At 66.1% G+C, this 23,707-nt stretch carries 24 protein-coding genes; 7 read left to right on the top strand and 17 right to left on the bottom strand.

The window, feature by feature from the left end; genetic code table 11:
* Nucleotides 1–116 precede the first annotated feature (116 nt).
* Together ssb and BLT66_RS09720 are read right to left on the bottom strand one after the other, a co-directional pair.
* Nucleotides 117–668: a single-stranded DNA-binding protein gene (ssb, locus tag BLT66_RS09725; protein ID WP_092757479.1), complete on the bottom strand. Its 552-nt coding sequence runs from the start codon at nucleotides 666–668 to the stop codon at nucleotides 117–119.
* 25 nt (nucleotides 669–693) lie between these two features.
* Complete coding sequence (locus tag BLT66_RS09720; RefSeq protein WP_092757478.1) at nucleotides 694–1,866, bottom strand: MFS transporter; 1,173 nt, start codon at nucleotides 1,864–1,866, stop codon at nucleotides 694–696.
* Between the two features lie 139 nt (nucleotides 1,867–2,005).
* Here BLT66_RS09720 and uvrA point away from each other — a divergent pair, with 139 nt between their 5' ends.
* Nucleotides 2,006–4,939, top strand: a complete 2,934-nt coding sequence (gene uvrA, locus BLT66_RS09715) for an excinuclease ABC subunit UvrA (protein ID WP_092757477.1) — start codon at nucleotides 2,006–2,008, stop codon at nucleotides 4,937–4,939.
* Between the two features lie 61 nt (nucleotides 4,940–5,000).
* A complete protein-coding gene (locus BLT66_RS09710) occupies nucleotides 5,001–5,933 on the top strand; it encodes a DMT family transporter (RefSeq protein ID WP_092757476.1) in 933 nt (310 codons plus the stop codon).
* A gap of 70 nt (nucleotides 5,934–6,003) precedes the next feature.
* Here the strand turns inward: BLT66_RS09710 and BLT66_RS09705 are convergent, their stop codons facing one another.
* The 4 genes from BLT66_RS09705 to BLT66_RS27405 all read right to left on the bottom strand — a co-directional run bounded on the left by BLT66_RS09705 (nucleotide 6,004) and on the right by BLT66_RS27405 (nucleotide 8,949).
* Nucleotides 6,004–6,333, bottom strand: a complete 330-nt coding sequence (locus tag BLT66_RS09705; protein ID WP_176955025.1) for a YqjK family protein — start codon at nucleotides 6,331–6,333, stop codon at nucleotides 6,004–6,006.
* Entirely contained in the window at nucleotides 6,314–6,712 is a 399-nt protein-coding gene (locus BLT66_RS09700; protein WP_092757475.1) for a phage holin family protein, read from the bottom strand. The genes BLT66_RS09705 and BLT66_RS09700 overlap by 20 nt, the downstream gene beginning before the upstream one ends.
* Nucleotides 6,713–6,747: 35 nt before the next feature.
* The gene (locus tag BLT66_RS09695) at nucleotides 6,748–7,068 is read right to left on the bottom strand and encodes an ElaB/YgaM/YqjD family protein (RefSeq protein WP_092757474.1); all 321 of its coding nucleotides are present in this window, start codon (nucleotides 7,066–7,068) and stop codon (nucleotides 6,748–6,750) included.
* Between the two features lie 132 nt (nucleotides 7,069–7,200).
* Nucleotides 7,201–8,949 carry a methyl-accepting chemotaxis protein gene (locus tag BLT66_RS27405; RefSeq protein ID WP_304442136.1) on the bottom strand — a complete coding sequence of 583 codons (1,749 nt, stop codon included), beginning with the start codon at nucleotides 8,947–8,949 and terminating at the stop codon, nucleotides 7,201–7,203.
* A 203-nt stretch (nucleotides 8,950–9,152) separates the two neighbouring features.
* Between BLT66_RS27405 and BLT66_RS09685 the strand changes: the two genes are divergently transcribed.
* Nucleotides 9,153–9,344: a hypothetical protein gene (locus tag BLT66_RS09685; RefSeq protein WP_092757472.1), complete on the top strand. Its 192-nt coding sequence runs from the start codon at nucleotides 9,153–9,155 to the stop codon at nucleotides 9,342–9,344.
* 72 nt (nucleotides 9,345–9,416) lie between these two features.
* On the opposite strand, the gene BLT66_RS09680 is transcribed toward BLT66_RS09685, so the two are convergent.
* The 7 genes from BLT66_RS09680 to tsaB all read right to left on the bottom strand — a co-directional run bounded on the left by BLT66_RS09680 (nucleotide 9,417) and on the right by tsaB (nucleotide 15,130).
* Nucleotides 9,417–10,391 carry a M14 family metallopeptidase gene (locus BLT66_RS09680; protein WP_255406858.1) on the bottom strand — a complete coding sequence of 325 codons (975 nt, stop codon included), beginning with the start codon at nucleotides 10,389–10,391 and terminating at the stop codon, nucleotides 9,417–9,419.
* A gap of 2 nt (nucleotides 10,392–10,393) precedes the next feature.
* On the bottom strand, nucleotides 10,394–11,359 hold the full coding sequence (locus BLT66_RS09675) for a Bug family tripartite tricarboxylate transporter substrate binding protein (protein ID WP_255406857.1): 966 nt from the start codon (nucleotides 11,357–11,359) through the stop codon (nucleotides 10,394–10,396).
* Nucleotides 11,360–11,454: 95 nt separating this feature from the next.
* On the bottom strand, nucleotides 11,455–12,351 hold the full coding sequence (locus BLT66_RS09670; RefSeq protein ID WP_092757469.1) for a LysR family transcriptional regulator: 897 nt from the start codon (nucleotides 12,349–12,351) through the stop codon (nucleotides 11,455–11,457).
* A 15-nt stretch (nucleotides 12,352–12,366) separates the two neighbouring features.
* Complete coding sequence (gene pyrF / locus BLT66_RS09665) at nucleotides 12,367–13,191, bottom strand: orotidine-5'-phosphate decarboxylase (protein WP_092757468.1); 825 nt, start codon at nucleotides 13,189–13,191, stop codon at nucleotides 12,367–12,369.
* A gap of 21 nt (nucleotides 13,192–13,212) precedes the next feature.
* Nucleotides 13,213–13,965, bottom strand: coding sequence for a uracil-DNA glycosylase (locus BLT66_RS09660; RefSeq protein WP_092757467.1), 753 nt, complete (start codon nucleotides 13,963–13,965; stop codon nucleotides 13,213–13,215).
* Nucleotides 13,962–14,438 (bottom strand): ribosomal protein S18-alanine N-acetyltransferase, encoded by a 477-nt coding sequence (rimI, locus tag BLT66_RS09655; RefSeq protein ID WP_092757466.1) that lies wholly within the window; start codon nucleotides 14,436–14,438, stop codon nucleotides 13,962–13,964. Before rimI ends, BLT66_RS09660 begins: the two co-directional genes overlap by 4 nt.
* Complete coding sequence (gene tsaB / locus BLT66_RS09650) at nucleotides 14,435–15,130, bottom strand: tRNA (adenosine(37)-N6)-threonylcarbamoyltransferase complex dimerization subunit type 1 TsaB (RefSeq protein ID WP_092757862.1); 696 nt, start codon at nucleotides 15,128–15,130, stop codon at nucleotides 14,435–14,437. Before tsaB ends, rimI begins: the two co-directional genes overlap by 4 nt.
* A gap of 161 nt (nucleotides 15,131–15,291) precedes the next feature.
* Here tsaB and dacB point away from each other — a divergent pair, with 161 nt between their 5' ends.
* The 3 genes from dacB (at nucleotide 15,292) to BLT66_RS09635 (ending at nucleotide 18,779) form a co-directional block, all read left to right on the top strand.
* Complete coding sequence (gene dacB, locus BLT66_RS09645) at nucleotides 15,292–16,767, top strand: D-alanyl-D-alanine carboxypeptidase/D-alanyl-D-alanine endopeptidase (protein ID WP_092757465.1); 1,476 nt, start codon at nucleotides 15,292–15,294, stop codon at nucleotides 16,765–16,767.
* Between the two features lie 91 nt (nucleotides 16,768–16,858).
* Nucleotides 16,859–18,091, top strand: a complete 1,233-nt coding sequence (locus tag BLT66_RS09640; RefSeq protein WP_092757464.1) for an SGNH/GDSL hydrolase family protein — start codon at nucleotides 16,859–16,861, stop codon at nucleotides 18,089–18,091.
* A gap of 19 nt (nucleotides 18,092–18,110) precedes the next feature.
* Nucleotides 18,111–18,779: an OmpW/AlkL family protein gene (locus BLT66_RS09635; RefSeq protein ID WP_092757463.1), complete on the top strand. Its 669-nt coding sequence runs from the start codon at nucleotides 18,111–18,113 to the stop codon at nucleotides 18,777–18,779.
* A gap of 202 nt (nucleotides 18,780–18,981) precedes the next feature.
* On the opposite strand, the gene BLT66_RS09630 is transcribed toward BLT66_RS09635, so the two are convergent.
* The 4 genes from BLT66_RS09630 to purE all read right to left on the bottom strand — a co-directional run bounded on the left by BLT66_RS09630 (nucleotide 18,982) and on the right by purE (nucleotide 22,686).
* On the bottom strand, nucleotides 18,982–19,956 hold the full coding sequence (locus BLT66_RS09630; RefSeq protein WP_092757462.1) for an SGNH/GDSL hydrolase family protein: 975 nt from the start codon (nucleotides 19,954–19,956) through the stop codon (nucleotides 18,982–18,984).
* A 65-nt stretch (nucleotides 19,957–20,021) separates the two neighbouring features.
* Nucleotides 20,022–21,023: an L-threonylcarbamoyladenylate synthase gene (locus BLT66_RS09625; RefSeq protein ID WP_092757861.1), complete on the bottom strand. Its 1,002-nt coding sequence runs from the start codon at nucleotides 21,021–21,023 to the stop codon at nucleotides 20,022–20,024.
* A 2-nt stretch (nucleotides 21,024–21,025) separates the two neighbouring features.
* Nucleotides 21,026–22,186, bottom strand: coding sequence for a 5-(carboxyamino)imidazole ribonucleotide synthase (locus BLT66_RS09620; protein WP_092757461.1), 1,161 nt, complete (start codon nucleotides 22,184–22,186; stop codon nucleotides 21,026–21,028).
* Nucleotides 22,183–22,686, bottom strand: a complete 504-nt coding sequence (purE, locus tag BLT66_RS09615; RefSeq protein ID WP_092757460.1) for a 5-(carboxyamino)imidazole ribonucleotide mutase — start codon at nucleotides 22,684–22,686, stop codon at nucleotides 22,183–22,185. The genes BLT66_RS09620 and purE overlap by 4 nt, the downstream gene beginning before the upstream one ends.
* A gap of 57 nt (nucleotides 22,687–22,743) precedes the next feature.
* Here purE and trxA point away from each other — a divergent pair, with 57 nt between their 5' ends.
* Nucleotides 22,744–23,703 (top strand): thioredoxin, encoded by a 960-nt coding sequence (gene trxA / locus BLT66_RS09610; protein ID WP_092757459.1) that lies wholly within the window; start codon nucleotides 22,744–22,746, stop codon nucleotides 23,701–23,703.
* Nucleotides 23,704–23,707: the final 4 nt, after the last annotated feature.

The following is a 23,707-nucleotide window of genomic DNA, read 5'->3' as shown; positions in this document are numbered from 1 at the left end:
TCGCATCCCCCATTTGCATGAAAAATGGAAAGGTTCCGTGCCCCGAATACAAAAAACCCCGAAAGCGGCGGGCTTGTCGGGGTTTTTTAGCGGCTGCTCTGCGGCAGAGCTGCAGTTTAGAACGGGATGTCGTCGTCCATGTCGTCAAAGCCGCTGGACGCGCGGGCCGCAGGTGCTGGCGCGGCTGGGCGCTGCATGGGCGGCGGCGCGGGACGGCTGGCAGGGGCTGCAGCAGGCGCGCGGCGCGCGGGTGGCGGGCTATTGTCATAGCCACCGTCGTCGTAGCCGCCGTCATTGCCTCCGCCCTGACCACCTTGTGGGCCGCCCATGCCCTGGCGGCTGCCCAGCATGGTCATTTCGGTGGCGACGATTTCGGTAATCGACTTCTCCATGCCCGTTGCGTCGTTGTATTTGCGGCTGCGGATTGAGCCTTCCACGTACACCTGTGAGCCTTTGCGCAGGTATTGCTCGACGATACCGGCCAAGCCTCCACGGAACACCACGCGGTGCCATTCGGTGGCTTCGCGGCGTTCGCCGGTTTGCTTGTCTTTCCAGGTTTCGGTGGTGGCAATGGTGACATTGGCCACCCGGTCGCCGCTGGGGAAGGTGCGCACTTCGGGGTCGCGGCCCAGGTTGCCGACAATGATGACTTTGTTAACGGATGCCATGGTGAATTCCTCTTGAGGGGGTAGATTATGCGGTCACTTTGGCCGGAGCCCGCATGGGCCATGCGACGGCAAGCCAAGCCAGCATCGCCAGCCCGCAAGCCAGAAACAGGCCGTGCGGGCCCCATATTTTCAGCAAAGTCCCCCCGAGCAGCCCGCCCACAAAGAAGCCGAGCGACTGCAAAGTGTTGTACACCCCGAGCGCACTGCCCCGCACATGGGCCGGCGCCAGGCGCGAGGCCAGGCTCGGCTGGCTGGCTTCCAGCACATTGAAGCCGCAGAAGAACAAGAACAACAAGCCGGCCAGCGTGCTGATCTGCGGCGTGTCGACCAGCAGGAACAAGCCGACCTGCACCAGCCCAATCAAGCCGATCGCCAGCAAAAACACCGCCCGCAGATAGCCCCGGCGCTCCAGTGGGAACAGGCTGCCACCCATCACCAAAAACGAGCCGAGCACCGCCGGCAGGTACACCCACCAGTGCTGGGCCTTGTCCAGCCCAGCCTGCACCAGCAAGGCCGGTATGGCCATCCACATCGCCAGCTGCACCGCGTGCAGTACGAAAACCCCGAAATTCAGGCGCAGCAGGCCGGCGTGCGACAGTACCTCGCTGAGCTTGCCGCGCGGCTGATTCTTATGCTGCAAGGGCTCGGTCGGCACCACCCACAGCACTACCGCCACACCGGCCAGCGCCAGGCTGCCGGTCAGGGCGAACAAGCCGTTCAGGCCCACCAGGGCGGCCAGCGCCGGCGCCAGCACCAGCGACAAGGCGAACATCAGCGCAATGCTGCTGCCCACCAGGGCCATGGCCTTGGTGCGCACCACATCACGGGTCTGGTCGGCCAGCAGCGCCGTCACAGCGGCAGACACGGCGCCCGCGCCCTGCACGCTGCGGCCGATCATCAGCCCGGTCAGGCTATCGGCCACGGCGGCCATGAAGCTGCCCAGCGAAAACAGCAGCAAGCCCAGCACGATGACGCGCTTGCGCCCAAACCGGTCCGATGCCATGCCGAACGGCAGCTGCAGCAGGCCTTGCGTCAGCCCGTAAATCCCCATGGCCAGGCCGACCTTGGCCGGATCATCGCCCCCCGGGAACTTGGCCGCCTCCAGCGCAAACACCGGCAGCACCAGGAACAAACCCAGCATCCGCAGCGCAAAAATCGTGGCCAGCGACAGGCTGGAGCGCAGCTCCAGCGGCGTCATGGCAGCAGACGCCGCAGGCGAGGCGGGAGTGGGGGAAATAGAGACAGAGGGTTGAGACACGCAGGACACCGTAGACCGTAGGCAAGCACAAACTCTGCGATTGTCTATCATGGCGGGTTACCCCTAAGCCGGCACTACTTTGAATCAAGCCCTTTCCAATGCCTCTTTTGAAGGCACCTACCTGCGCAATGCCTTGCAGCTGCAGCGCATCAGCATCCGCGGCGCGCGCACCCACAACCTGAAGAACATCGACCTGGACATCCCGCGCAACCAGCTGGTGGTGATCACCGGCCTGAGCGGATCGGGCAAGTCCAGCCTGGCGTTCGACACCTTGTACGCCGAAGGCCAGCGCCGCTATGTGGAAAGCCTGAGCACCTACGCCCGCCAGTTCCTGCAGCTGATGGACAAGCCGGACGTGGATCTGATCGAAGGCCTGAGCCCGGCCATCTCCATCGAGCAAAAGGCCACCAGCCACAACCCGCGCTCCACCGTGGGCACGGTGACCGAGATCCACGACTACCTGCGCCTGCTTTTCGCCCGCGCCGGCACGCCCTACTGCCCCGACCACGATCTGCCGCTACAGGCCCAGACCGTCAGCCAGATGGTGGATGCGGTGCTGGCTCTGCCGGCCGACACCCGCCTGTTGGTGGTGGCACCCATCGCCCGTGAACGCAAAGGCGAATACGCCGACGTGTTTACCGAAATGCAGGCCCAGGGTTATGTGCGCTTCCGGGTGGACGGCGAAACCTTCGAGTTCGACCAGCTGCCCAAGCTGAAAAAGACGGAGAAACACAATATTGACGTGGTGGTGGACCGCATCAAGGTACATGCCGATGCCGATCCGCAAGCCCGTGCCGCCCAGCGCCAACGCCTGGCCGAGAGCTTCGAAGCCTCGCTGCGCCTGGCCGAAGGCAAGGCCATCGTGGTGGAAATGGAGTCGGGCAAGGAGCATTTGTTCAACGCCAAGTTTGCCTGCCCCATCTGCAGCTACTCCATCAGCGACCTGGAGCCGCGGCTGTTCTCGTTCAACTCGCCAGTCGGTGCCTGCCCGGCCTGCGACGGCCTGGGCGCGCAAGAGCTGTTCGACCCGAGCCGTGTGGTGGCCTTTCCGTCGCTGAGTCTGGCCAGCGGCGCCATCAAGGGTTGGGACCGGCGTAACGCCTACTACTTCGCCATGCTGGAAAGCCTGGCCAAGCACTACAAATTCGACATCGAGCAGGCCTTTGAAAGCCTGCCCGCCGAGGCCCAGCATGCGCTGCTGCACGGCTCGGGCAGCGAAGACATCAAGTTCAGCTATGTGATGGACTCGGGCGCCTCGCAAGGCAAAAAAGTCAGCAAGAAGCATCCGTTCGAGGGCATCATCCCGAATATGGTGCGGCGCTACCGCGAAACAGACTCGAACCTGGTGCGCGAAGACCTGGCCCGCTACCGCACCACCCAGCCCTGCAACACCTGCAACGGCTCCCGGCTGCGGCGCGAAGCCCGCCACGTCAAGGTGGGCGAAGGCGCGCAAGCCCGCGCCATCTTCGAGATCAGCCACACCACATTGCGCGAGGCCTTTGCCTATTTCAGCCAGCTGAAGATGAGCGGCGCCAAGGGTGAGATAGCCGACAAGATCGTGCGTGAAATCGGTCTGCGCCTGAAGTTTCTGAACGACGTGGGCCTGAACTACCTGAGCCTGGACCGCAGCGCCGAAACCCTGAGCGGCGGCGAGTCGCAGCGCATCCGCCTGGCATCGCAGATCGGCTCGGGCCTGACCGGCGTGATGTACGTGCTGGACGAGCCCAGCATCGGCCTGCACCAGCGCGACAACGACCGCCTGATCGCCACCCTGCAGCATCTGCGCGACATCGGCAACAGCGTGCTGGTGGTCGAGCACGACGAAGACATGATGCGCGCTGCCGACCATGTGATCGACCTGGGTCCTGGCGCGGGCGTGCACGGTGGTCGCATCATGGCCCAGGGCACGTTCGACGAGGTCAAGGCCAATCCCGAGTCGCTGACCGGCCAGTACCTGGCAGGCACGCTGAAGATCGAAGTGCCCAAAGAACGCCACAAGCAGACCCAGCCCGCACCCGGCGAAGGCTGGCTGTCCATCGTCGGCGCCAGCGGCCACAACCTGAAGAAGGTGAATGTGGACATCCCGGTCGGCCTGTTCACCTGCGTCACCGGCGTCTCCGGCTCGGGCAAATCCACCCTGGTCAACGACACGCTGTACACCGCCGTGGCGCGCCAGCTGTACCGCGCGCACGACGAGCCGGCTGAGCACGAGGAAATCATCGGCATCGAGCAGTTCGACAAGGTGATCAACGTCGACCAGTCGCCGATCGGCCGCACGCCGCGCTCGAATCCGGCCACCTATACCGGCCTGTTCACCCCCATCCGCGAGCTGATGGCCGAGGTGCCGATGGCGCGCGAGCGTGGCTATGGCCCGGGCCGCTTCAGCTTTAACGTGGCCGGCGGCCGCTGCGAGGCCTGCCAGGGCGACGGCATGGTCAAGGTGGAGATGCACTTTCTGCCCGATGTGTATGTGCCCTGCGACGTCTGCAAGGGCCAGCGCTACAACCGCGAAACCCTGGAGGTGCTGTACAAGGGCAAGAACATTGCGCAGATCCTGGAGCTGACGGTAGAGGTGGCCTACGAGTTCCTGAAGGCCGTGCCGACCATCGCGCGCAAGCTGCACACCCTGCTCGACGTGGGCCTGAGCTACATCAAGCTCGGCCAGTCGGCCACCACCTTGTCGGGCGGCGAGGCCCAGCGCGTCAAGCTGGCGCTGGAGCTGAGCAAGCGCGACACCGGCCGCACGCTGTACATTCTGGACGAGCCGACCACCGGCCTGCACTTTGCCGACATCGCCCTGCTGCTCAAGGTGCTGCACCAGCTGCGCAGCGCGGGCAACACCATCGTGGTGATCGAGCACAACCTGGACGTGATCAAGACCGCCGACTGGCTGATCGACATGGGCCCCGAAGGCGGCGCCGGTGGCGGCACCGTGGTGGGCGTCGGCACGCCCGAACAAATTGCCGCCAACCCGGCCAGCCACACCGGCAAATACCTGGCACGCCTGCTGTAATCCCTGCCCCCGCTGCCGCCCCATCGAGCGCAGCGGGCGCTCAACCTGATCCGGATCTCCCGTGCCCCAAAGCCCTTCTGTTTTCACCCACCGCAAGGTGGTCTTCCTCCTGGCCTCGCTGTGCTGCCTGCTCTGGGGCAGCGCCTACCCGGCGATCAAGAATGGCTATGCGCTGTTCCATATCGCCGCCGACGACATCCCCACCAAGCTGGTGTTTGCCGGCTACCGCTTTGCGTTTGCCGGCCTGGTGCTGCTGGCCTTTGCCGTTATCAGCCGCAAGCCGGTGTTCGCCATCAAGCTGCGCACTTTCGGCCAGATGACCCTGCTGGGCCTGACGCAAACCAGCCTGCAATATGTGTTCTTCTACATCGGCCTGGCCTATGCCACCGGCGTGAAAAGCTCGATCATGAACGCCACCGGCACCTTCTTCAGCGTGCTGCTCGCGCACTTCATCTACAAGAACGACCGGCTGAGCTTCAACAAGGTGCTGGGCTGCGTGGTCGGCTTTGTGGGGGTGATGGTGGTCAACTTCCGCCCCGGCCTGCTGAGCTTCGACTTCAGCCTGCTGGGAGAAGGCGCGATCGTGCTAGCGGCCTTCATCCTGTCGGCCGCCAGCATCTACGGCAAAAAGATCTCACAGCAGGTGGACTCGGTGGTGCTGACCGGCTACCAGCTGGCCATCGGCGGCGTGGCGCTGCTGTTGATCGGCTTTGCCACCGGCGGTGACCTGGAGTCCTTCACGCCGGTCTCCGCGGCCCTGATGCTCTACATGGTGGCGCTGACCTCGGTGGCGTTCTCGCTGTGGACGATTTTGCTGAAGTACAACCGGGTCAGCATGATCACGGTATTCAACTTCATGGTGCCGGTATTCGGCACCCTGCTGTCGGCCCTGTTCCTGGACGAGAGTTTTATGGAATGGAAGAACGGCGTGGCCTTGCTGCTGGTCTGCGGCGGCATCTGGCTGGTCACCAAAGAAGAAGCGCCGCGCCGCTGAAATTCAAGCGTTTTAGGGCTTCAGCGCAGATACAACCAGCGCGAGCAGCTATACATTCAATAGCGCTTGGCTAAATGAAGCGGCGCAGCAAGCCCAGCAAGATGGCCGGCTGCCAGACCTGCACTGCGCGCCAGCTGCGCCAGAGGAACAGACCGCGCTTGGCCCAGCGCAAGGCCGCACGCGGCTTGAACAGCATCAGGCTGCCCAGTGCCGCCGCCAGCGCCAACGGGTGCTGGCCCAGATAGGCGACGACATCACCCACCAGGCTGCTCACGCGGTTGCCGGCCTGGCCCACCCGCTGCAAGGGCGCCAGATCGTGGGCCAGCAAGACCCGCTGGGCGGCAATCCGCTCGACCAGCTGGGCCCGTTGCTGGGCCAGTTCAATCCGGGTTTTGGCCATGCTGGGACGCGGCTTTGAGTTGGCGCAGGTCTTCTTGCAGTTCAGCCAGGCTGCTGGCGAACACCCCAGCCGACGTCCGGCTGGATTGGCGCAGCGCTGCATAGCAGCCGCCCGCCGCCGCCAAGAAGACCACCGCCAGCACCGACAGCACGATCACCCGCTGTTCCCACAGCAGACTGAGCGCCAGAACCACGGCAAGCAACAGGCCCAGGCCAGCGCAGGCCACCATGGCCAGCACCAGCGCCAGTTGGCGCAGTGCCAGGTTCTTTTCGGTCAGCAGCTCGTTGCCCAGCAGCTCCAGGCGCGTCTGCGCCATGGTCAGCAGGGTGATGGGAATGCTTCTGAGCGCGGCGAAAGGGCCGCCGCCTGCGCTACGCATGGCCAGACTGCTGCCGGGACGAGGGCTGTAGCCGCTTAACGGCGGCCAATGATCAGGCCGACCAGCAAGCCTACAGTGGCGGCAACGCCCACGGCGGTCCAGGGGGACTCGTGCACGTAGTCGTCGGTGGCGCGGGCCGCGGCCTTGGTTTTGTGGATCAACGCGGCTTCGGCATCGATCAGGCGTTCGCGGGCATCGCCCAGGCGGGCCTTGACGCGGGCGCGCAGCTGGCTGATCTTGTCGCCGGCCTGGTCAGCGGTGGCGCTGAGCATTTCTTCGGCGTCGGTAATCACGGATTTGATGTCGCTGACCAATTTTTCTTGGGACTCAATGCTGGCTTGGTTGACTTTGGACATGGCGCATCTTTCTGGTGGATAAAAAGTAAATAAAGGGTAGCAGATTCGCTCTGCGGATTTCGGTGCCTACCGCCACGTGTTGACACTTTGAAACACTTTACCAGCCCGGTCTGCCCACGCAGTGGATGCCGCTCAAAATGCCGCCCAGTCGTCCTGGCTGCCCGCGCCGGCCGTGGCCACCGCGCGCAGTGGCAAGCGCCGCGCAGCGCCCAAGGTCGCCGGCTTTGCAGCCGGTTTTGCCTTTGCAGCAGCCCCCACCGTTCGCACCGGCGCCGCGGCTGCAGGTCGCGGCGGCACGGCCGCGGCGCGGGCAGGAGGAACCGCTGCCGTATCTCCGTTGCCCACCTTGAACACCGCCACGGCTTCCACCAAATCCTGCGCCTGGACCTTCATGCTGCTGGCCGCTGCCGCCATCTGCTCTACCAGCGCGGCATTCTGCTGGGTCGTATGGTCCATCTGTGAAATCGCCTGGCCGACCTGGCTCACCCCGGTGCTTTGCTCGCTGCTGGCGGCGCTGATCTCGCCCATGATGTCGGTCACGCGGCGGATGGCGGCGACCACTTCGGTCATGGTGGTGCCCGCCTTGTCGACCAGGGCCGAACCGTGTTCGACGCGGACCACACTGGCAGAAATCAGGCTCTTGATCTCCTTCGCGGCTTCGGCCGATCGACCGGCCAGGTTGCGCACCTCGCTGGCCACCACGGCAAAGCCCCGCCCCTGTTCGCCGGCGCGCGCGGCTTCCACCGCAGCATTCAAGGCCAGGATATTGGTCTGGAAGGCAATCCCGTCGATGACGCCGATGATGTCGGCGATCTTCTTCGAGCTGTCGTTGATGCCTTTCATCGTCTCCACCACCTCGGACACCACGGCACCGCCCTGCACCGCCACGCTGGAGGCGCTCACGGCCAGCTGGTTCGCCTGACGGGCGTTGTCGGCGTTCTGCCGCACGGTGGAGCTGAGCTGTTCCATCGACGCTGCGGTCTGCTGCAGCGCGCTGGCCTGCTGCTCGGTACGGCTGCTGAGGTCATGGTTACCTTGGGAGATTTCGGCGCTGGCCGTGGCCACGCCGTCCGACCCCTGGCGCACGGTGCTGACCACGCCGACCAGGCTTTCCTGCATGCGCTTGAGCTGGGCCATCAGGCTGGACATATCGCCGACCTTCAGCTGGATCGGCGTCGTCAAGTCGCCCTGGGCTACCGACCGCGCAAGATCGGCCGCCTGCCGCGGCTCACCGCCCAGCGCACCCACCAGGTTACGGGTGATCAAAAAGCCCATCACCAGCGCAGCCGCAATCGCCAAGGCACTGGCCAGCAGCAGCAAGGCGCGCGCCTGGTTGTAGCCTCCGCCCTCGTCCAAAACGCTGTCGCCCCCTTGCTGGCTGGCCTTCACCAGGGCCACCAGCAGCGGACGGCAGTCCTTGTTGATCCGGGCGATAGCTTCCTCGTTCTTGCCCTCCATCGCCAGTTTGAGAATGGCCAAGGCCACCGGCCCGTACAGCGATTCGATCCGGCCCATTTCAGCCACCATGCGCACGTCGCCGGCCAGCGGGCTGGGGTTGTCCTTGAGGGCCTGGTTCAACCGGGCCATGGACTCCTCGGTGGCATGGTGCGCCTTGACCGCAGCCGCATATTCCATTTCACGGTCTGCCGGCTCAGTGGCCAGCACCAGGTTGCGCGCGGCAATCGCCCGGGCACTGATGGCCGCACGGACATCGTCCACCAGATGGTTCTGCTTCACCGTCACCTCGTTGTAGAAGGTGAACTTTTCATGCGCATTGACCAGGGCCTGCACCGCCACCAGTGCGACCCCCAGCACCAAGGCCACCAACAGGCCAAACGCAAACGTCAACTGCCCTTTTACCGTCATGTTCCGAAAGTTCATCGCGTGCCCTTCTGCTTGGGACTGCCGGCATGGCAGCTTTCAAAGCATGCGCCACGGTGCAAGCGAATGTAAAGCGTGTGCCGCGCCGTACATCCATCAAATAGACGATGATTTCTTTTCGCGGCTCCCGACAGCCCCCCACGGCCCAACAAAGCTGAAAAGTCCCGCACAACGGACTACACTGGCCCGACAAGAGGTCCACCATGAAAAATCAAGCACAACAACGGTTCTGGGAAATAGACCTGGGTGCGCTGCTGCTGCTCTGGTGGAACGATATTGCTGCGTTCCTGATGACAGCGCTGATGTTCTGCGCCCTGTCCCTGCCGGTAGTGATACCGGCGCTCATCATGTGGTTGATGCTGATCAACAACATCAGCTTTGAAACGCCGCCCTGAAATTCAAGAAAAATCAGGCTCTAGCGCATATTCCAACAGCGCCAGCAGCTATCTATTCAATAGCAAACAGGTTTACACAACCAACAGCCGTTGCCGCGCGTAGCGCACCACGGTGACGCCGGCGCGCAGCTGGCGCAGCGAGGGCATGACCAGCACGCAGTCGTCGTAGGGTGTGCATTCGGGCTCGCCGTCGTTCCAACCTATCACCGTGCCCGCCTGGGCAAACAATTCCAGGCCGGTATAGGGCGCGGCGAAACAGAAGTCCTTGCTGCGCGCCACCACCGGGCCGGTGACTTCCAGCACCCACTGCTGCGGCGCATCGGCCAGGCGCCAACCGGGCAACTGCTGCGCCAACGCCTCCGGGTCCAGCGTGCCCGCGGCGTGCAGAAAGCGTACGCATTGGTCCTGGGCCAGGTCGCGGCTGGCCGGATCGCTGTGCAGTCCACACTCAACCAGCAGGGAACGCGTGCCGTCGTCCGCCCCCGGCGTGTCCGCTTGGCCAAAACGGCCGAAGTCGCGCATGCGCACGCCGTCCTGGTGGCCTGCATCAACCACCACATGGGCCGGGCTGCGCATCGCATGGGCCAGAGCCAAATTGCGCGGCTGCAGGCCGGTCAGCAGCAGCGGGGCCGAGGGCTCATGCATGGAATGCAGGTCCAGCAGCCAGTCGGCCTGCGCGACGAACGGGCGCAGGGCTTGGGCGCGGCGGCGCTCCAACGTATCGCCCAGTGCCATGCGCTCGGGCACCCATTGGCGGTTCAGGTCTTCCTCGACAAAGCGTGCCGCATCGGGCTGGGCCGGGTCGTAACGGTCGAAGGCCGCCAGGTTGCAGAAAGCCAGGGTGAGTTTGCCGCGCTGCGGCCGCAAGCCGGCTTCGAGCAAACCCAGCAGCGCCCAGGCGCCGCAGAGTTCGTTGCCGTGCACCAGGGCGCTGAGCATCACATGGCGGCCGGGCTGGCCGGAGTCGAACTGCCACACACCTTCGGTGCCGGTATTGCCGGCGCGCCAGGGGCTGATGTCGGGGCAGGCCAGGGTCGGGGTCAGCATGCTCATTCCTTGATCTTGGCGAAGTCGACGATCTTTTTGTACTTGAGCGTCTCTTCGGCCAGGAACTTGGGCATGTCGACGCTCAAAGGCGCGATGGCCGAGCCGGAGGCCTCCAGCTTCTTGCGCAGATCAGGCGATTGCAGCGACTCGGCCAGGGCTTTCTTCAGCCGGCTGGCCACCGGCTCGGGCAGGTTCGCCGGGCCCATCAACGCAAACCAGGTGCTGATGTCGATGCCCTTGAGCTTGGGGTTCTCGGCCAGCGCCGGGATCTGCGGTGTGACGGCCGAGCGCTTTTGCTCGGTGGTGCCCAGCGCCACCATCTGGCCGTTCTGGACATAGGGCAGGCCGCTGGACAGCACAAACACGCCGAACTCGATATTGCTGCCCAGCAAATCGTTGACCAGCGGCGCCACGCCGCGGTAGGGAATGTGGGTGAGGAACAGGCCGCCCTGGTCCTTGACCATTTCGCCGGCCAGGTGCAGGCCTGTGCCCACGCCCGAGCTGCCGTAGCTGAACTTGCCGGGGTTGGCCTTGACCTGGGCCATGAACTGGTCGAGGTTCTTGACCCCGCTTTTGGCCGAAGCCACCAGCAGCATAGGCTGAGAAGCAATCAGGCCCAGCGGGGTGAAGTCCTTGATCTCGTATTTGACCGAGGCCGACACCAGGCGGCTGATGGCGATCTCGTTGTTCGCGCCGACCAGCAAGGTGTAGCCATCGGGCGCGGCACGCACCACTTTTTGCGCGCCTATGCTGCCGCCGGCCCCGCCCACGTTGTCGATCACTACCGGCACGCCGAGCCGGGTCGACAGCTCGGTCCCCAGGGTGCGGGCCATCAGGTCGGTGCTGCCGCCCGGCGGGTAGCCGACGACGATGGTGATGGGTTTGGCCGGGTAGGCAGTCTGGGCACTGGCCAGCACAGCGGCGCTGCACGCAGCAGCCGCGAGGCAACGAAGAAGCAAAGTTTTCATGGTGGGCATCTTGGTTAGGTTGGACTGGATTCTGCAGACAGCCGCCCTAACGGATGGTGCCGAAACAGCACCAGTCCGTGCTATTTCAGGCCGGATTAGCGGCGTGCGAACACCTGCCAGACGGCTTCGGCCAACGGGCCCAGGCGCCGCTTGGGCCGGTACAGGCGCACATCGAAGCGCACCTCCATGCGCGCATCGCCCAGCACCACCAGCTGGCCGGCCTTGCAGTCGGCATGCACCATGGACCACGGCAGCCAGGCCACACCCTGGCCTTGGCGCACGTACTGGTAGACCGCATCCGCCGAATCGCACTCCACCCAGCGCTGCAGCAGCGGCGCATGCCGGTTCTGCGCCAGGTGGTCTTCGACCAGGCGGCCCAGCGCCAGGCTGCGCGCATAGGCCAGGTACGGCACGGCGCTGTCGCCAAACACGTGCAGGGCCTGGCCCTGGACATCGGCGCGCACCACCGGCACCAGCTTGTCGGATGCCAGGGTCAGGTGGCTGAACTGCCGCGCATCCAGGCGCAGCGCCAGAACGGGGTGGTGGTAGGTCAGCGAGAAATCGGCCTCGTGCTGCTCCAGCAGCAGCACGGTTTCGGCCAGCGCGCGGGTCAGGATGCGCAGCTCGCCCTCACCCTGCTGCAGCGTCGGCTGCAGCCGCGGCAGCCATTCGGCCACCAGGGTGCAGGCCAGCGTCCGGCCGGTCGCCAGGGTCACGGCACGGGCCTCGCGGCCGGCGGCGGCGCGCAGCTCTTCGCGCGAACTGTCCAGACCGCGCAACATTTGCTGGGCCGTGTCCAGAAAGCCCTCGCCGGCCGTGGTCAGCCGCACCGGGCCGCTACCACGCTCCAGCAGCGGCGCACCGGCCCAGGCTTCCAACGCTTTGATACGCCGGCCAAAGGCCGGGTGGGTGACGTGGCGCAGCTCGGCTGCGCGGGTGTAGCTGCGGGTCTGGGCCAGCGCCACAAAGTCCTCCAGCCACTTGAGTTGCATGTGGCTGGCGGCGGTTTAGCTGCGCGCGGCCTGCAGCTGGTCGCGGGTGTCCTGCGCCGCGCGGCGGGCTGCGTCGGCGAAGTCATCGCCGGACGATGCGTACAGGATGGCCCGCGAGGAATTGACGATCAGCGGGCCGTTGTCGGTCCAGCCGGCCTGCACCGTGGCGCGCGCATCGCCGCCTTGCGCGCCAACGCCGGGCACCAGCAGCGGCAGGGTGGGCGCCAAAGCCCGCACGCGGGCGATTTCCGCCGGGTAGGTGGCGCCGACCACCAGACCGAGCTGGCCGTTCAGATTCCACGGCCCCTGGGCCAGGCCCGCCACGTGTTCGTACAGCAGCGGCTGGCCGGGCACATCGGCCAGGCGCTGGTTCTGCAGGTCGTCGCCGCCAGGGTTGGAGGTGCGGCACAGCAGGAACGCGCCCTTGCCCGGGTACTTGAGGTAGGGCTGGACCGAGTCGAAGCCCATGAAGGGCGACAGGGTGACGGCGTCAGCCTGGTAGCGCTCAAAAGCCTCGATCGCGTACTGCTCGGCAGTGGAGCCGATGTCACCACGCTTGGCGTCCAGGATGATGGGCACGTGCGGCGCGACGCGGCGGATGTGGGCCACCACGCGCTCCAGCTGTTCTTCGGCGCGGTGGGCGGCGAAGTAGGCGATCTGCGGCTTGAAGGCGATGGCCAGATCGGCCGTAGCTTCGACGATGCGGGCGCAGAAGTCGGCAATCTTGCTGGCATCGCCGCGCCAGCCACCGGGGAAGCGCGCGGGATCGGGGTCGAGCCCGACGCAGAGCATGGAGGCGTTGCGCTGCCCGGCGGTTTGGAGCATGTCTAAAAAGGTCATGCTCCGATTTTACGAGCCTGTCTAAGCGATCGCGCCCAGCGCCAGGCACAGGTCGGCCCAAGCCTTGGCTTTTTCCGGGCGATTGCGCAGCAGCATGGCCGGGTGGTAGCTGACCACCACCGGCACGCCGTGGAAGCGGTGCACGCGGCCGCGCATCTGGCCCAGCGGCGTGCTGTCGCGCAGCAGCAGCTGGGCGGCAAACGGGCCCAGCGCCAGGATCAGCTTGGGTTGCAGCAGCGCGACCAGCTGGCGCAGATGGGGTTCGCTGGCGGCCAGCGGGTCGCTGCCGTCGAGCGCCGGGGTCTTCAGCAGGCTGGTGATGCAGGCGCTGCGCGCATCCGGCCGGGCACTGATGCCGACGGCCTGCAGCATATTCGCCAGCAGCTGGGCCTCGGGCGCATCAAATGGCTGGGCGCCTTCATTGACGCCCAGGGCTTCGCCCAGCACCAGCCAGTCGGCCTGGGCGCCCAGCGCGGTGTTCAACGGTACGCAGGCCTGGGCCGTAGTCCAGACAGCGCGCAACCCGGTCCAGTCGCTGGAAGCGGCGGCAGCTACGGGTTCGACGTCATTTTGGGCTCTGGCGCTTATGGAAGCTGCGCGGGCAGCTACCAATTCAGGAGCATCGGCAATCGCCTGGGCAATGCTCTTGGGCGCAGTTCTGGCCGGTGCCGCTACGGGCTCGGGCAGCGGCTCGGCCGCGGCTTCGGGCCACCAGACCGGCACGTGCATCTCGGCCAGCATCGCGCGTTGGCGGGTGTCGAGTTCCAGGCTCATAGCTTCAAGCTCATGACGATGGCGTGCTCGCGCTGGCCTTGGCCGTCGGGGTAGTAGTCTTTGCGCAGGCCGACGCGGTTGAAGCCGTAGCGGGTATAGACCTGCAGCGCGCGCAGATTGCTGACCCGGGCTTCCAGCCACAGCCATTCGACGCCCTGGCCGCGCGCCCACAGGGCCAGCGCATCCAGCATCAGGCGCGACCAGCCCTGACGCTGGTAGGCCGGGGCAACGGTGATGTTCAGCAGATGCACCTCGTCCACGCCTTTCATGGCCACAAAGTAGCCGAGCACGGTGTCGCCGGCCAGCAGGATCTGCGCCTCGTAGCCCGCCGCCAGCGTGTCCTTAAAGTTGGTAGCCGACCAGGGGTGCACATACGCGCTTTGCTCGATGACCGCGATCTCGTCCAGCCACAGGCCGGTGAGCGGCTCAAAGCGCACCTGGTCAGGCTCGGTGACCTGCAGCTGGGCGCTCATGGGGCGGCCGCCAGCGCGGCTTTTTCGGCCATGCGCTCGTCGGTGGTCTTGGCCACTTTGTCGCGGATGTAGCGCGGCAAGGCCTGGTCGGCGGGCACGGCCTGGCCGGCAGCCAGCAGGGCCGGCGCCAGGCGCAGCATGGCAGTGGCGGTGGGTAAAGCGGCGATGCGTTGCCCAGTAGACGCGGGGATGCGCTCGGCGTACACGGCCAGCGCATTGCCAGCCTGGGCCCAGCCGTCCTGCTGCAGCAGGTTTTCAGGCCGGACCAGCTGGAAGTCGTCGCGCTGGGTCCAGCGACCTTGGTCATAGGCGTAAAAACCGGTGTAGACCTCGTCCATGCGCGCGTCCAGCAGCGCTTGCACCTGCAGCACGCCGTGTTGTTCGCGGGCTTCTTCGGCCACGGCCATCAGGGTGTCTATGGGCAGCACCGGCCTATTGGCACCAAAAGCCAGGCCCTGGGCCACCGAACATGCGGTACGCAAGCCAGTGAATGAACCCGGGCCGCTGCCGAACACGATGGCGTCCAGCTGGTCCAGCCGCAACCCGGCCTGCTCCAGCAGCGCCAGAATCGCCGGAATCAGCGTGCTGGACGCCTGTGCGCCGCCCGCACCGCTGTGCTGCCACACCCGCGCGCCATCGGTCACGGCGATGGACAGGGTATCGGTGCTGGTATCGAAGGCAAGCAGGGGCATGGGCAAAAAATTCAGAATCTTCAGTATCAATAGGATTTACGCATCGCCCCTTGTGCCGCCCTTTAGGCGCACACGGGAACTTGCGTAAAGTCCTGGTCAAACAAGCAGTTAGCGCAGGATTATCTAGCGCAACCAGCTATGATTTCTATAGCTTTGCGCATATGACCCATTCCACACCCCACCGCACACATACCGCCCGATTTTGGCGCAGACTCGGCGCGCTTGCGCTCGGCCTGGCCTGCTGCGCCGGCAGCGCCCTGGCGCAACGCCTGCCGCCCGAGATTGCCGCCGCGCTGGCCCGCGCCAAAGTGCCGCCCAGCGCCGTCAGCCTGCTGGTCGCCAAGGCCGACGGCGCCGGCTCGCCGCGGCTGAACCACCGTGCCAATGTGCTGATGAACCCGGCGTCGGTGATGAAGCTGGTGACCACCTATGCCGCACTCGACACCCTGGGTGCCGACTACACCTGGAAGACCCGCTTCTACGCCGACGGCCCGGTGCGCGGCGGCGTGCTGGCCGGCAACCTGTACATCCGCGGCGGTGGCGATCCCAAGCTAGTGCTGGAGCGCATCGCCCCGGCCTTCCAGGCGCTACAGGCGCTAGGCGTGCAAAAAGTGCGCGGCGACATCGTGCTGGACCACGGCATCTTCGAGCCCGTAGAACGCAACCCGGCCGACTTCGATGGCCAGGCGCTCAGCCCCTACAACGCCGCGCCCGACGGCCTGCTGGTCAACTTCAAGTCGCTGATCTTCACCTTCACCCCCGAGCCCGACGGCAAAACCGCCTTCGTCAAGACCGAGCCGCCCATCGCCGGCGTGCAGATCGACACCCGCGTACCGCTCAGCAACGCCAGCTGCGGCGACTGGCGCAGCGAGCTGGGCGCCGACTTTGCCGACCCCGACCGGGTGCAGTTCCTGGGCCGCTACCCGGCGGCCTGCGGCGAACGCAGCTGGCCGGTGGCCTATGTCGACCCGGCCAGCTATGCGCGCCGGGTGCTGCAGGCCATGTTCACCAATGCCGGCGGCGAATTCAGCGGCAAGGTGCGCGACGGAAGCACGCCCGCCGACGCGCGCTGGTTGATGGACGCGCCCTCGCTGCCGCTGGGCGAGCTGATCGCCGACATCAACAAGTTCAGCAACAACGTAATGGCCCAGCAGCTGTTCCTGACCCTGGGCCTGCAGCCCGGCCGGCCCGGCAACCTGGCCGCCTCGCGCGCCGCCGTGGCCGCCTGGTGGCCAGCTGCTATCGGCAAGGATGTGCCCGCCCCCACGCTGGAGAACGGCTCGGGCCTGAGCCGCGACGAGCGCACCAGCGCCCGCGCGCTGGGCCAGCTGCTGCGCCGCGCCGCCAGCCACCCGCAGGGCGCAGTGTTCGCCCAGTCGCTATCTATCGCCGGCGTCGACGGCACCACCCAGCGCATGCGCGACCGCGGCCTGGCGCCCGAAGCCCTGGGCAATGCCCGGCTGAAAACCGGCAGCCTGCGCGACGTGGCGTCGGTAGCCGGATATGCCACCGGGCGCAGCGGCCAGCGCTACGTGGTGGTCGGCATCGTCAACCATCCGCTGGCCGCAGCCGCCCGTCCGGCACTGGACGCGCTGGTGGAATGGACGGTAAAGGACCAGGCCGCGAAGCCCAACTAGGTAGTAACCCTTTGCAGTAAGTGGGCGGGGACGCTTAACATTCCGGCCACAAACGAACGACCGTTCTTTTTCTCACACAGGAGTACCCCCGATGAACTGGATTCCCACCAAAATGGCGCTGCTGATGGCTGCGCTGGCCTTGTCCGCCTGCGGCGGCGGGGGTAGCGACAGCTCCACCAAGCTGTCTTTCAGCAGCATGGTGTCGTTTGGTGACAGCCTCAGCGACGTGGGAACCTACAAGGTGGGCGCAATTGCCGCCGTCGGCGGCGGCAAATGGACCGTCAACGGCACGACCACCGGCCCGGTCAACTGGACCGAGCTGCTGGCCAGCCAGCTGAACCTGCCAGCCCCCTGCGCAGCCCAAACCGGCTTGCAATCCAACCTGAGCGCCCTGCCCGCCGTGGCCGTGGTCGACCACCCGACCTGCACCAACTACGCCCAGGGTAGCGCGCGCGTCACCTCGGTCTACGCGCCAAACAGCACGACGCTGCAAGCCACCTTGGGGGCCAGCAATATCGGCCTGATCGCCCTGCCGCTGGCGAACCAGTTCACCAAGCACCTGACCGCCCACGGCAACTACACCGGCAAGGAGCTGGTCACGGTGATGGTTGGCGGCAACGATGTGTTCATGCACCTGAATGCCGTGGCCGCCGTGGTCGACTATGTGAACGCAGCCCTGGGCGGCACCGCCACCCCCACAGAGATCGCTACGGCCAAGGGTGTGGCCCAGGCTGCAGCCCTGGTGGCCGAATGGTCGCCAGCCGACCAGGCCACGATTGCCGGCGGCGTGACCCTGGCCACCGCCAATGCCTTCACCACCATGGCCACCACCGCGGCCGTGACCCAGATGGCGATTGCCGCCACTACCCAGGCGGCGTTGGTCCAGACCTCGCTGCTGGACCGCGGCGCGAAGTACGTGCTCGTGGTCAACCTGCCCAGCGTGGCAAATACGCCGCTGGGCCTGAGCCAGTCGGCCAACACCCAGGCCTTGCTGACCAGCATGGCCACCACCTACAACAACACGCTGCAAAGCGCTCTGGCCGGCAAGGCAGGTGTGCTCTATGTGGACGCCTACACCCAGGGCCTGGACCAGACCGCCAACCCCGCGCAGTACGGCCTGACCAATGTCACCACGCCGGCCTGCCGGGCCGACAGCAGCAACATCCTGGCGGGCTCGTCGCTGGCCTGCACCACCAGCAACACCCTCAGCGGCGTGGACGTCAGCAGCTACCAGTACGCCGACACCGTGCACCCCACCCCCGCCGGCTACAAGCTGCTGAACCGCTATATCGCGCTGCAGATGGCCAAGGCTGGCTGGCTGTAACCCCCGCGAAGGACTGACGATGAAAACCACCCCTCTCTGCCTGGCGCTGGCTGTATTGCTGAGCGCAGCGGCGGCCCAAGCCCAAACGGCCGGCACCTGGATGCTGCGCGGCGGCGTGATGAACATCACCCCCGATGTCGACAGCGGCAATCTGTCGGCCTCCAGCCTGCCGAACACCCAGATCGACTCGAACGGCAGCACCCGGCCGTCCGGCGGCATCACCTACATGCTGGACGACCACTGGGCACTGGACGTGCCGATCGCCGTGCCGTTCAAGCACACGCTCACCGGCGCGGGCTCGATTGCCGGCTCCGGCAAGATCGGCGAGACCAAGGCCCTGCCCATCACGCTGCTGGGCCAGTACCGCTTTGGCGAGGCCAATGCCCAGTTCCGGCCATTTGTCGGCGCCGGCCTGACCTATGCCAAGTTCTTCAAAGAGCGCAGCACCGCCACCCTGACGGCCATCACCGGCGGCAATGCCAGCACGCCCACCACGCTGTCGCTGGAGTCCAAGCTGGGGCTGACTCTGCAGGTCGGTGGCACGCTGGCGCTGAACGAGCGCTGGTTTGTCGAAGGCATGGTCGCCAAGACCTTCGTCAAGACCACGGGCACGCTGTCCACCGGCCAGACCATCAAGGTCACCCTCGACCCGCTGACCCTGTCCCTGGGCGTGGGCTACCGCTTCTAGGCGCCAAGCCCCCAAACAAAAAGCCGACCCATGGGTCGGCTTTTTGCTGTGTGGCAGCGAACGGCTCAAACTCAGCCCAAGGGCCTGAGCCGCCCCTTCCAGAGATACCGCGGAACTGGCTACGCCAGGCCGCAGGTATCGCCCCCTGCAAGGGGGTTGGCGCAGCGACATGCAGTGCGCGCAGCCTGGGGGTGAGCCCAATTTACCAACGCAGATGCACCTTGTCGTAGGCGTAGAGGCCAAACAAGCGTTGACCCAGCGGCGTGAAGTACAGGTTGTCGGCAAACAGATACTGGTCGTAGGTTACGCCGGACGCAATGGTGGACGCGCTGCACAGCGACGAGTTGACCTGGTTGGTGCCGGTGCCGATGCCCGCGCCGCTATCCACCGAGGTACAGGCGATCTTCGGCGTGTAGCTGTCGTGCAAGGTGCTTTCCGTCACGAAGCCATAACCCGTAGGCGTGGCCGAGACCAGGTTGAAGTAATAGGTAGCATCGATGTACAGCACGGTCGAGCCCAGGTCGACGATGGACACCAGCATGGCTTCATTGAACTTGCTACTGGACTGCTTCAGCAGATCGGTCTTGCCCAGGGTCGTCGCCCAGGGCGTGATGCCCAGGTTGTAGGGGCCAACCACCACCACATGCTTGCCACCGGCGTTGACCAGGCGGCGCACTTGCGCGCCCAGGTCCTTGCCGTACTGGGCGGCATTGGTCTGCATCTGGGACTCGCTGATGCTGCCGGCGGTCACCGCCGCCATGTCGACCACCAGGTCGCTGATGCCGCCGTTGATCAGCACCACATCGTTCGCGCCCAGGCTATTGCCGGCCAGGAAGGTGTCGATCTGCTCGGTCACGGTCAAGGTGGTGCTGCTGCCGGCGGCATCGGGCTTGGTGCCGATGCGTGCATTGCCCTGCGCATACACCTGGCCGCCGCTGGCGTTCGGCGCCACCGACAGGCCGTAGCTGGAGGCGAATTGCGTGACCCAGTTGTTGATGCTGCTGTCGTTCACCGTGTACTTGGCGCCGGGGGTGACCACGCTGAAGGCATCGCCGAAAGCAATGATGCGAGAAGGCGTGAGCGCCGATTCGGTGGTGCTGGAACCACAGGCAGCCAGCAAGGCGGCCGAGGCGCAGGCCAGCCCCAGAAAGGCACGGCGCAAGCTCAATACGGTCATAGGTAACTCCAAATTTCGATGGCTGAGTTTAACGAGACCCAGAAGTAACACGGAGTAAAGAACCGTCAAGCCACCGAGGCCCGCTGCAAACGGTCGCGCACGCCCTCCCATTCGGGGCTGTCGGGCAGGGTTTCGACCCAGATCAGGCGCACGCCCTGGGTGTCGAAATCGCGCAGCGCGGCAAACAGCTCCTGGGCCGCCGCCGCCGCGTCGGCCGGCATGCGCCGGCACACCACCTGGGTCGAGCGGCTGCGCATCGCGGTGCGCGAATACACGCCTATGCGCGCGGGCTTGCCGTCCAGGTCCTGGCCTAGCAGATCGAGCGCGGTCTGCAGCGCCGCCGTGCCCATCAAGCGCAGCTTGGCGGTGGGCGCGTAATGCGCCTCCAGCGTGCCGGAGGCGCGGGGCGTCGCCGCCACCGCATCCTTGTCGCGCAGCGGCTGGTCGCAGGCTTGCTCGACCTGGTCGCGGCTTATGCTGCCAGGGCGCAGCAGCACCGGCACGCCGCGGCTACAGTCGACGATGGTGGACTCAATCCCCATGGTGCAGGGGCCGCCGTCCAGCACCAGCAGATCGGCACCGAACTCGGACTGCACATGGGCCGCCGTGGTCGGGCTGACGCGGCCAAACTGGTTGGCGCTGGGTGCCGCCAGCCCGGCCACGCCCAGGGTCGCACAGGCCTGCAGCACCGCCTGGGCCACCGGGTGGGCGGGGCAGCGCAGGCCGATGGAGTCCTGGCCGCCGGCCGCCGCCGCGCCCACGCCGGAGCGGCGCGGCAGGATCAGGGTCAGCGGGCCGGGCCAGAACGCATCCATCAGCGCCTGGGCGAAGGCTGGCACCTGGGTGGCGAAATGGGCCACGCCCGCAGGGCCGGGCGCGATGTGCACGATCAGCGGGTGGTCGCTGGGCCGGCCCTTGGCTTTGAATATCTTGGCCACGGCCGTGTCGCTGGACGCATCGGCCGCCAGGCCGTACACCGTTTCGGTGGGCAGGCCCAGCAAGTCGCCCGCCGCCAGCGCGCGCGCGGCTTGCTGGATGGCGGCAGGGTCTTGGCCGTCTAGCAGCATGTTCAAAACGCGTCGATACCCAGCAGCGCTGCGGCTTGCAAGGCGGTGGCGCGCACGGCTTCGACCGTGGGGCCGGTCAGCGTCAGATGGCCCATCTTGCGGCCCTTGCTCGCAGTGGCTTTGCCGTACAGGTGCAGATGCGCACCGGGCAGTGCCAGCACCTCGGCCCAGGGCGGTGTGGTGGATTGCTCGGAGCGCACAAACCACAGGTCGCCCAGCAGGTTCAGCATCAGGGCCGGGCTGTGCTGGCGCGGCTGCACCAGCGGCAGGCCGGCCAGGGTGCGCACCTGCAGCTCGAACTGCGACACATCGCAGCAGTCCAGGCTGGCATGGCCGCTGTTGTGCGGGCGCGGGGCGATCTCGTTGACTACCAGGCTGCCGTCTTGCAGCACAAAGAATTCCACGCACAGCACGCCCACGTACTGCAGGCCAGATGCTATGGATTTCGCAGCTGCCAGCGCAGACTCTACCTGCGCTAGAGGCATATTTTCTGCATAAACCTCGGTCACCGCCAGAATCCCGTCGCGGTGCAGATTGCGCTGGATCGGCAGGTTCACCATCTGGCCGTCGGCGCCGCGCGCCACGATCACCGAGCATTCGGCGGCCAGCGGCAGCATTTTCTCCAGCACGCAGGGCACGTTCTTCATCGCCGCCCAGGCGCTGGCCAGCTCGGCCCGGGTGGCGACGCGGGCCTGGCCCTTGCCGTCGTAGCCGAGTCGGGTGGTCTTCAGGATGCCGGGCAGCAAGGCCTCGTCCACGGCAGCCAGTTGCTCGGGCGTGTCGATCACCGCATACGGCGCGCAGGGCACGCCGCAGCGCACGAAATGGGCTTTCTCTTGGGCCCGGTCCTGGGCGATGGCCACGGCCGAGGCCGCGGGCGACACGGGCTTGCTGTCGGCCAGCGCTGCCAGAGCGGGCGCCGGCACGTTCTCGAACTCGGTGGTGATGGCATCGCACAAGCCGGCCAGCTGGGCCAGGCCTTGCGTGTCCAGGTAGTCGGTGGCGATGTGGTGGTGGCTGACGCGGCCGGCGGGCGACGCCGCATCCGGGTCCAGCACGGCGGTGAAATAGCCCATGGTCTGGGCCGCGTGGACGAACATGCGGCCCAGCTGGCCGCCACCCATCACGCCCAGAGTCGCACCGGGGAGCAGGGCCGGCTTCATAGCACGGGGGCCGGGGGTGGCAGGGTCATATTGCGGGCCACTTCGGTCTGGGCGGCGCGGAAGGCTTCCAGCTGGGCGCGCAGAGCCGGGTTCTCGTTGGCCAGCAGAGCCACGGCAAACAAGGCGGCGTTGGCCGCACCGGCGGTGCCGATGGCAAACGTGGCCACCGGAATGCCCTTGGGCATTTGCACAATGCTGTGCAGCGAATCCACGCCCTGCAGGTGCCGGCTGGCCACCGGCACACCCAGCACCGGCACCGTGGTCTTGGCCGCCAGCATGCCCGGCAGATGGGCGGCGCCACCGGCACCGGCGATGATGGCTTTCAGCCCGCGGCCGGCCGCGGCTTCGGCGTAGGCGAACATATCGTCAGGCATGCGGTGGGCAGATACCACGCGGGCTTCGTGGGCGATGCCAAACTGTTGGAGAATCTGCACCGCATGCTGCATGGTGTCCCAGTCGGAGCTGGAACCCATCACCACACCAATTTGAATAGAGTTCATAAGGCTTTGTTCTGATTAACCTCGAATTTTACTTTTTGCCCCCACAGGCCCTCAGAAATGATCAACGTCACCGTCCAAAACTTTGAAACCGAGGTGATTGCCGCCTCCATGACCACGCCCGTGCTGGTCGATTTCTGGGCGCCGTGGTGCGGCCCCTGCAAGGTCATTGGCCCGCTGCTGGAGAAGATCGAAGAAGAGTACGCAGGCCGCTTCCGCCTGGTGAAGATCGACTCGGACGAAGAGCAGCAGCTGGCCGCCGCCTTTGGCATCCGCAGCATCCCCACCTGCATCCTGGTGGTGAACGGCCAGCCGGTGGACGGCTTCCAGGGCGCGCTGCCCGAGGGCAAGATCAAGGAATTCCTCGACAAGCACGTGCCTGCCGGCGAGCCGCTGGACGCCGAGCCCTCCGAAGCCGAGCAAGCCCTGGCCCTGGCCGAGGCCGGCGACACCGATGCCGCCCTGCACAAGCTGCACGAAGCCCTGGCGCTGGACCCGAGCAACGACGACGCCCGCTATGACTACGTGCGCCTGCTGGTCCAGGCCGGCCACCTCGAAGAAGCCGAAGCCGCGCTGCAGCCCACGCGCAAGTACATCCCCGCGCAGCTGCGCTTCGAGGCCTTGTCGCAGTGGATATCTGCTCTTAATTTCGCAGCTACTGTCGCAGAAGACGCGGGCGCCATGGCCGAATTTGATGCCAAGATTGCCGCCAACAAGCGCGACTTCGACGCCCGCTTCGGCAAAGCCCGCGTGCTGATGGCCGTGGGCGAGTGGACTGCGTCCATGGACGAGCTGCTGGAAATCATCATGCGCGACAAGAAATGGAACGATGAAGCGCCGCGCAAGGTCTTCGTCGCCATCCTGGAGCTGCTGACCCCGCCCAAGCCCAAAGCCAGCGCCGAGGCCGGCAACAAGTCAGCGGGGGGCATCGAGCTGTCCGGCAATTCCGTCGCCGCCCAGGACCCGCAGGCCCAGCTGATCGCCACCTACCGGCGCCGGCTGAGCATGGTGCTGAACTAGGCCC

The sequence above is a fragment of the Rhodoferax sp. OV413 genome, from assembly GCF_900104385.1.
GTDB lineage: Bacteria > Pseudomonadota > Gammaproteobacteria > Burkholderiales > Burkholderiaceae_C > Rhodoferax_B.
The sequence above is the reverse complement of the archived record's forward strand: the minus strand, read 5'-3'. Positions and strand labels throughout refer to the sequence as shown.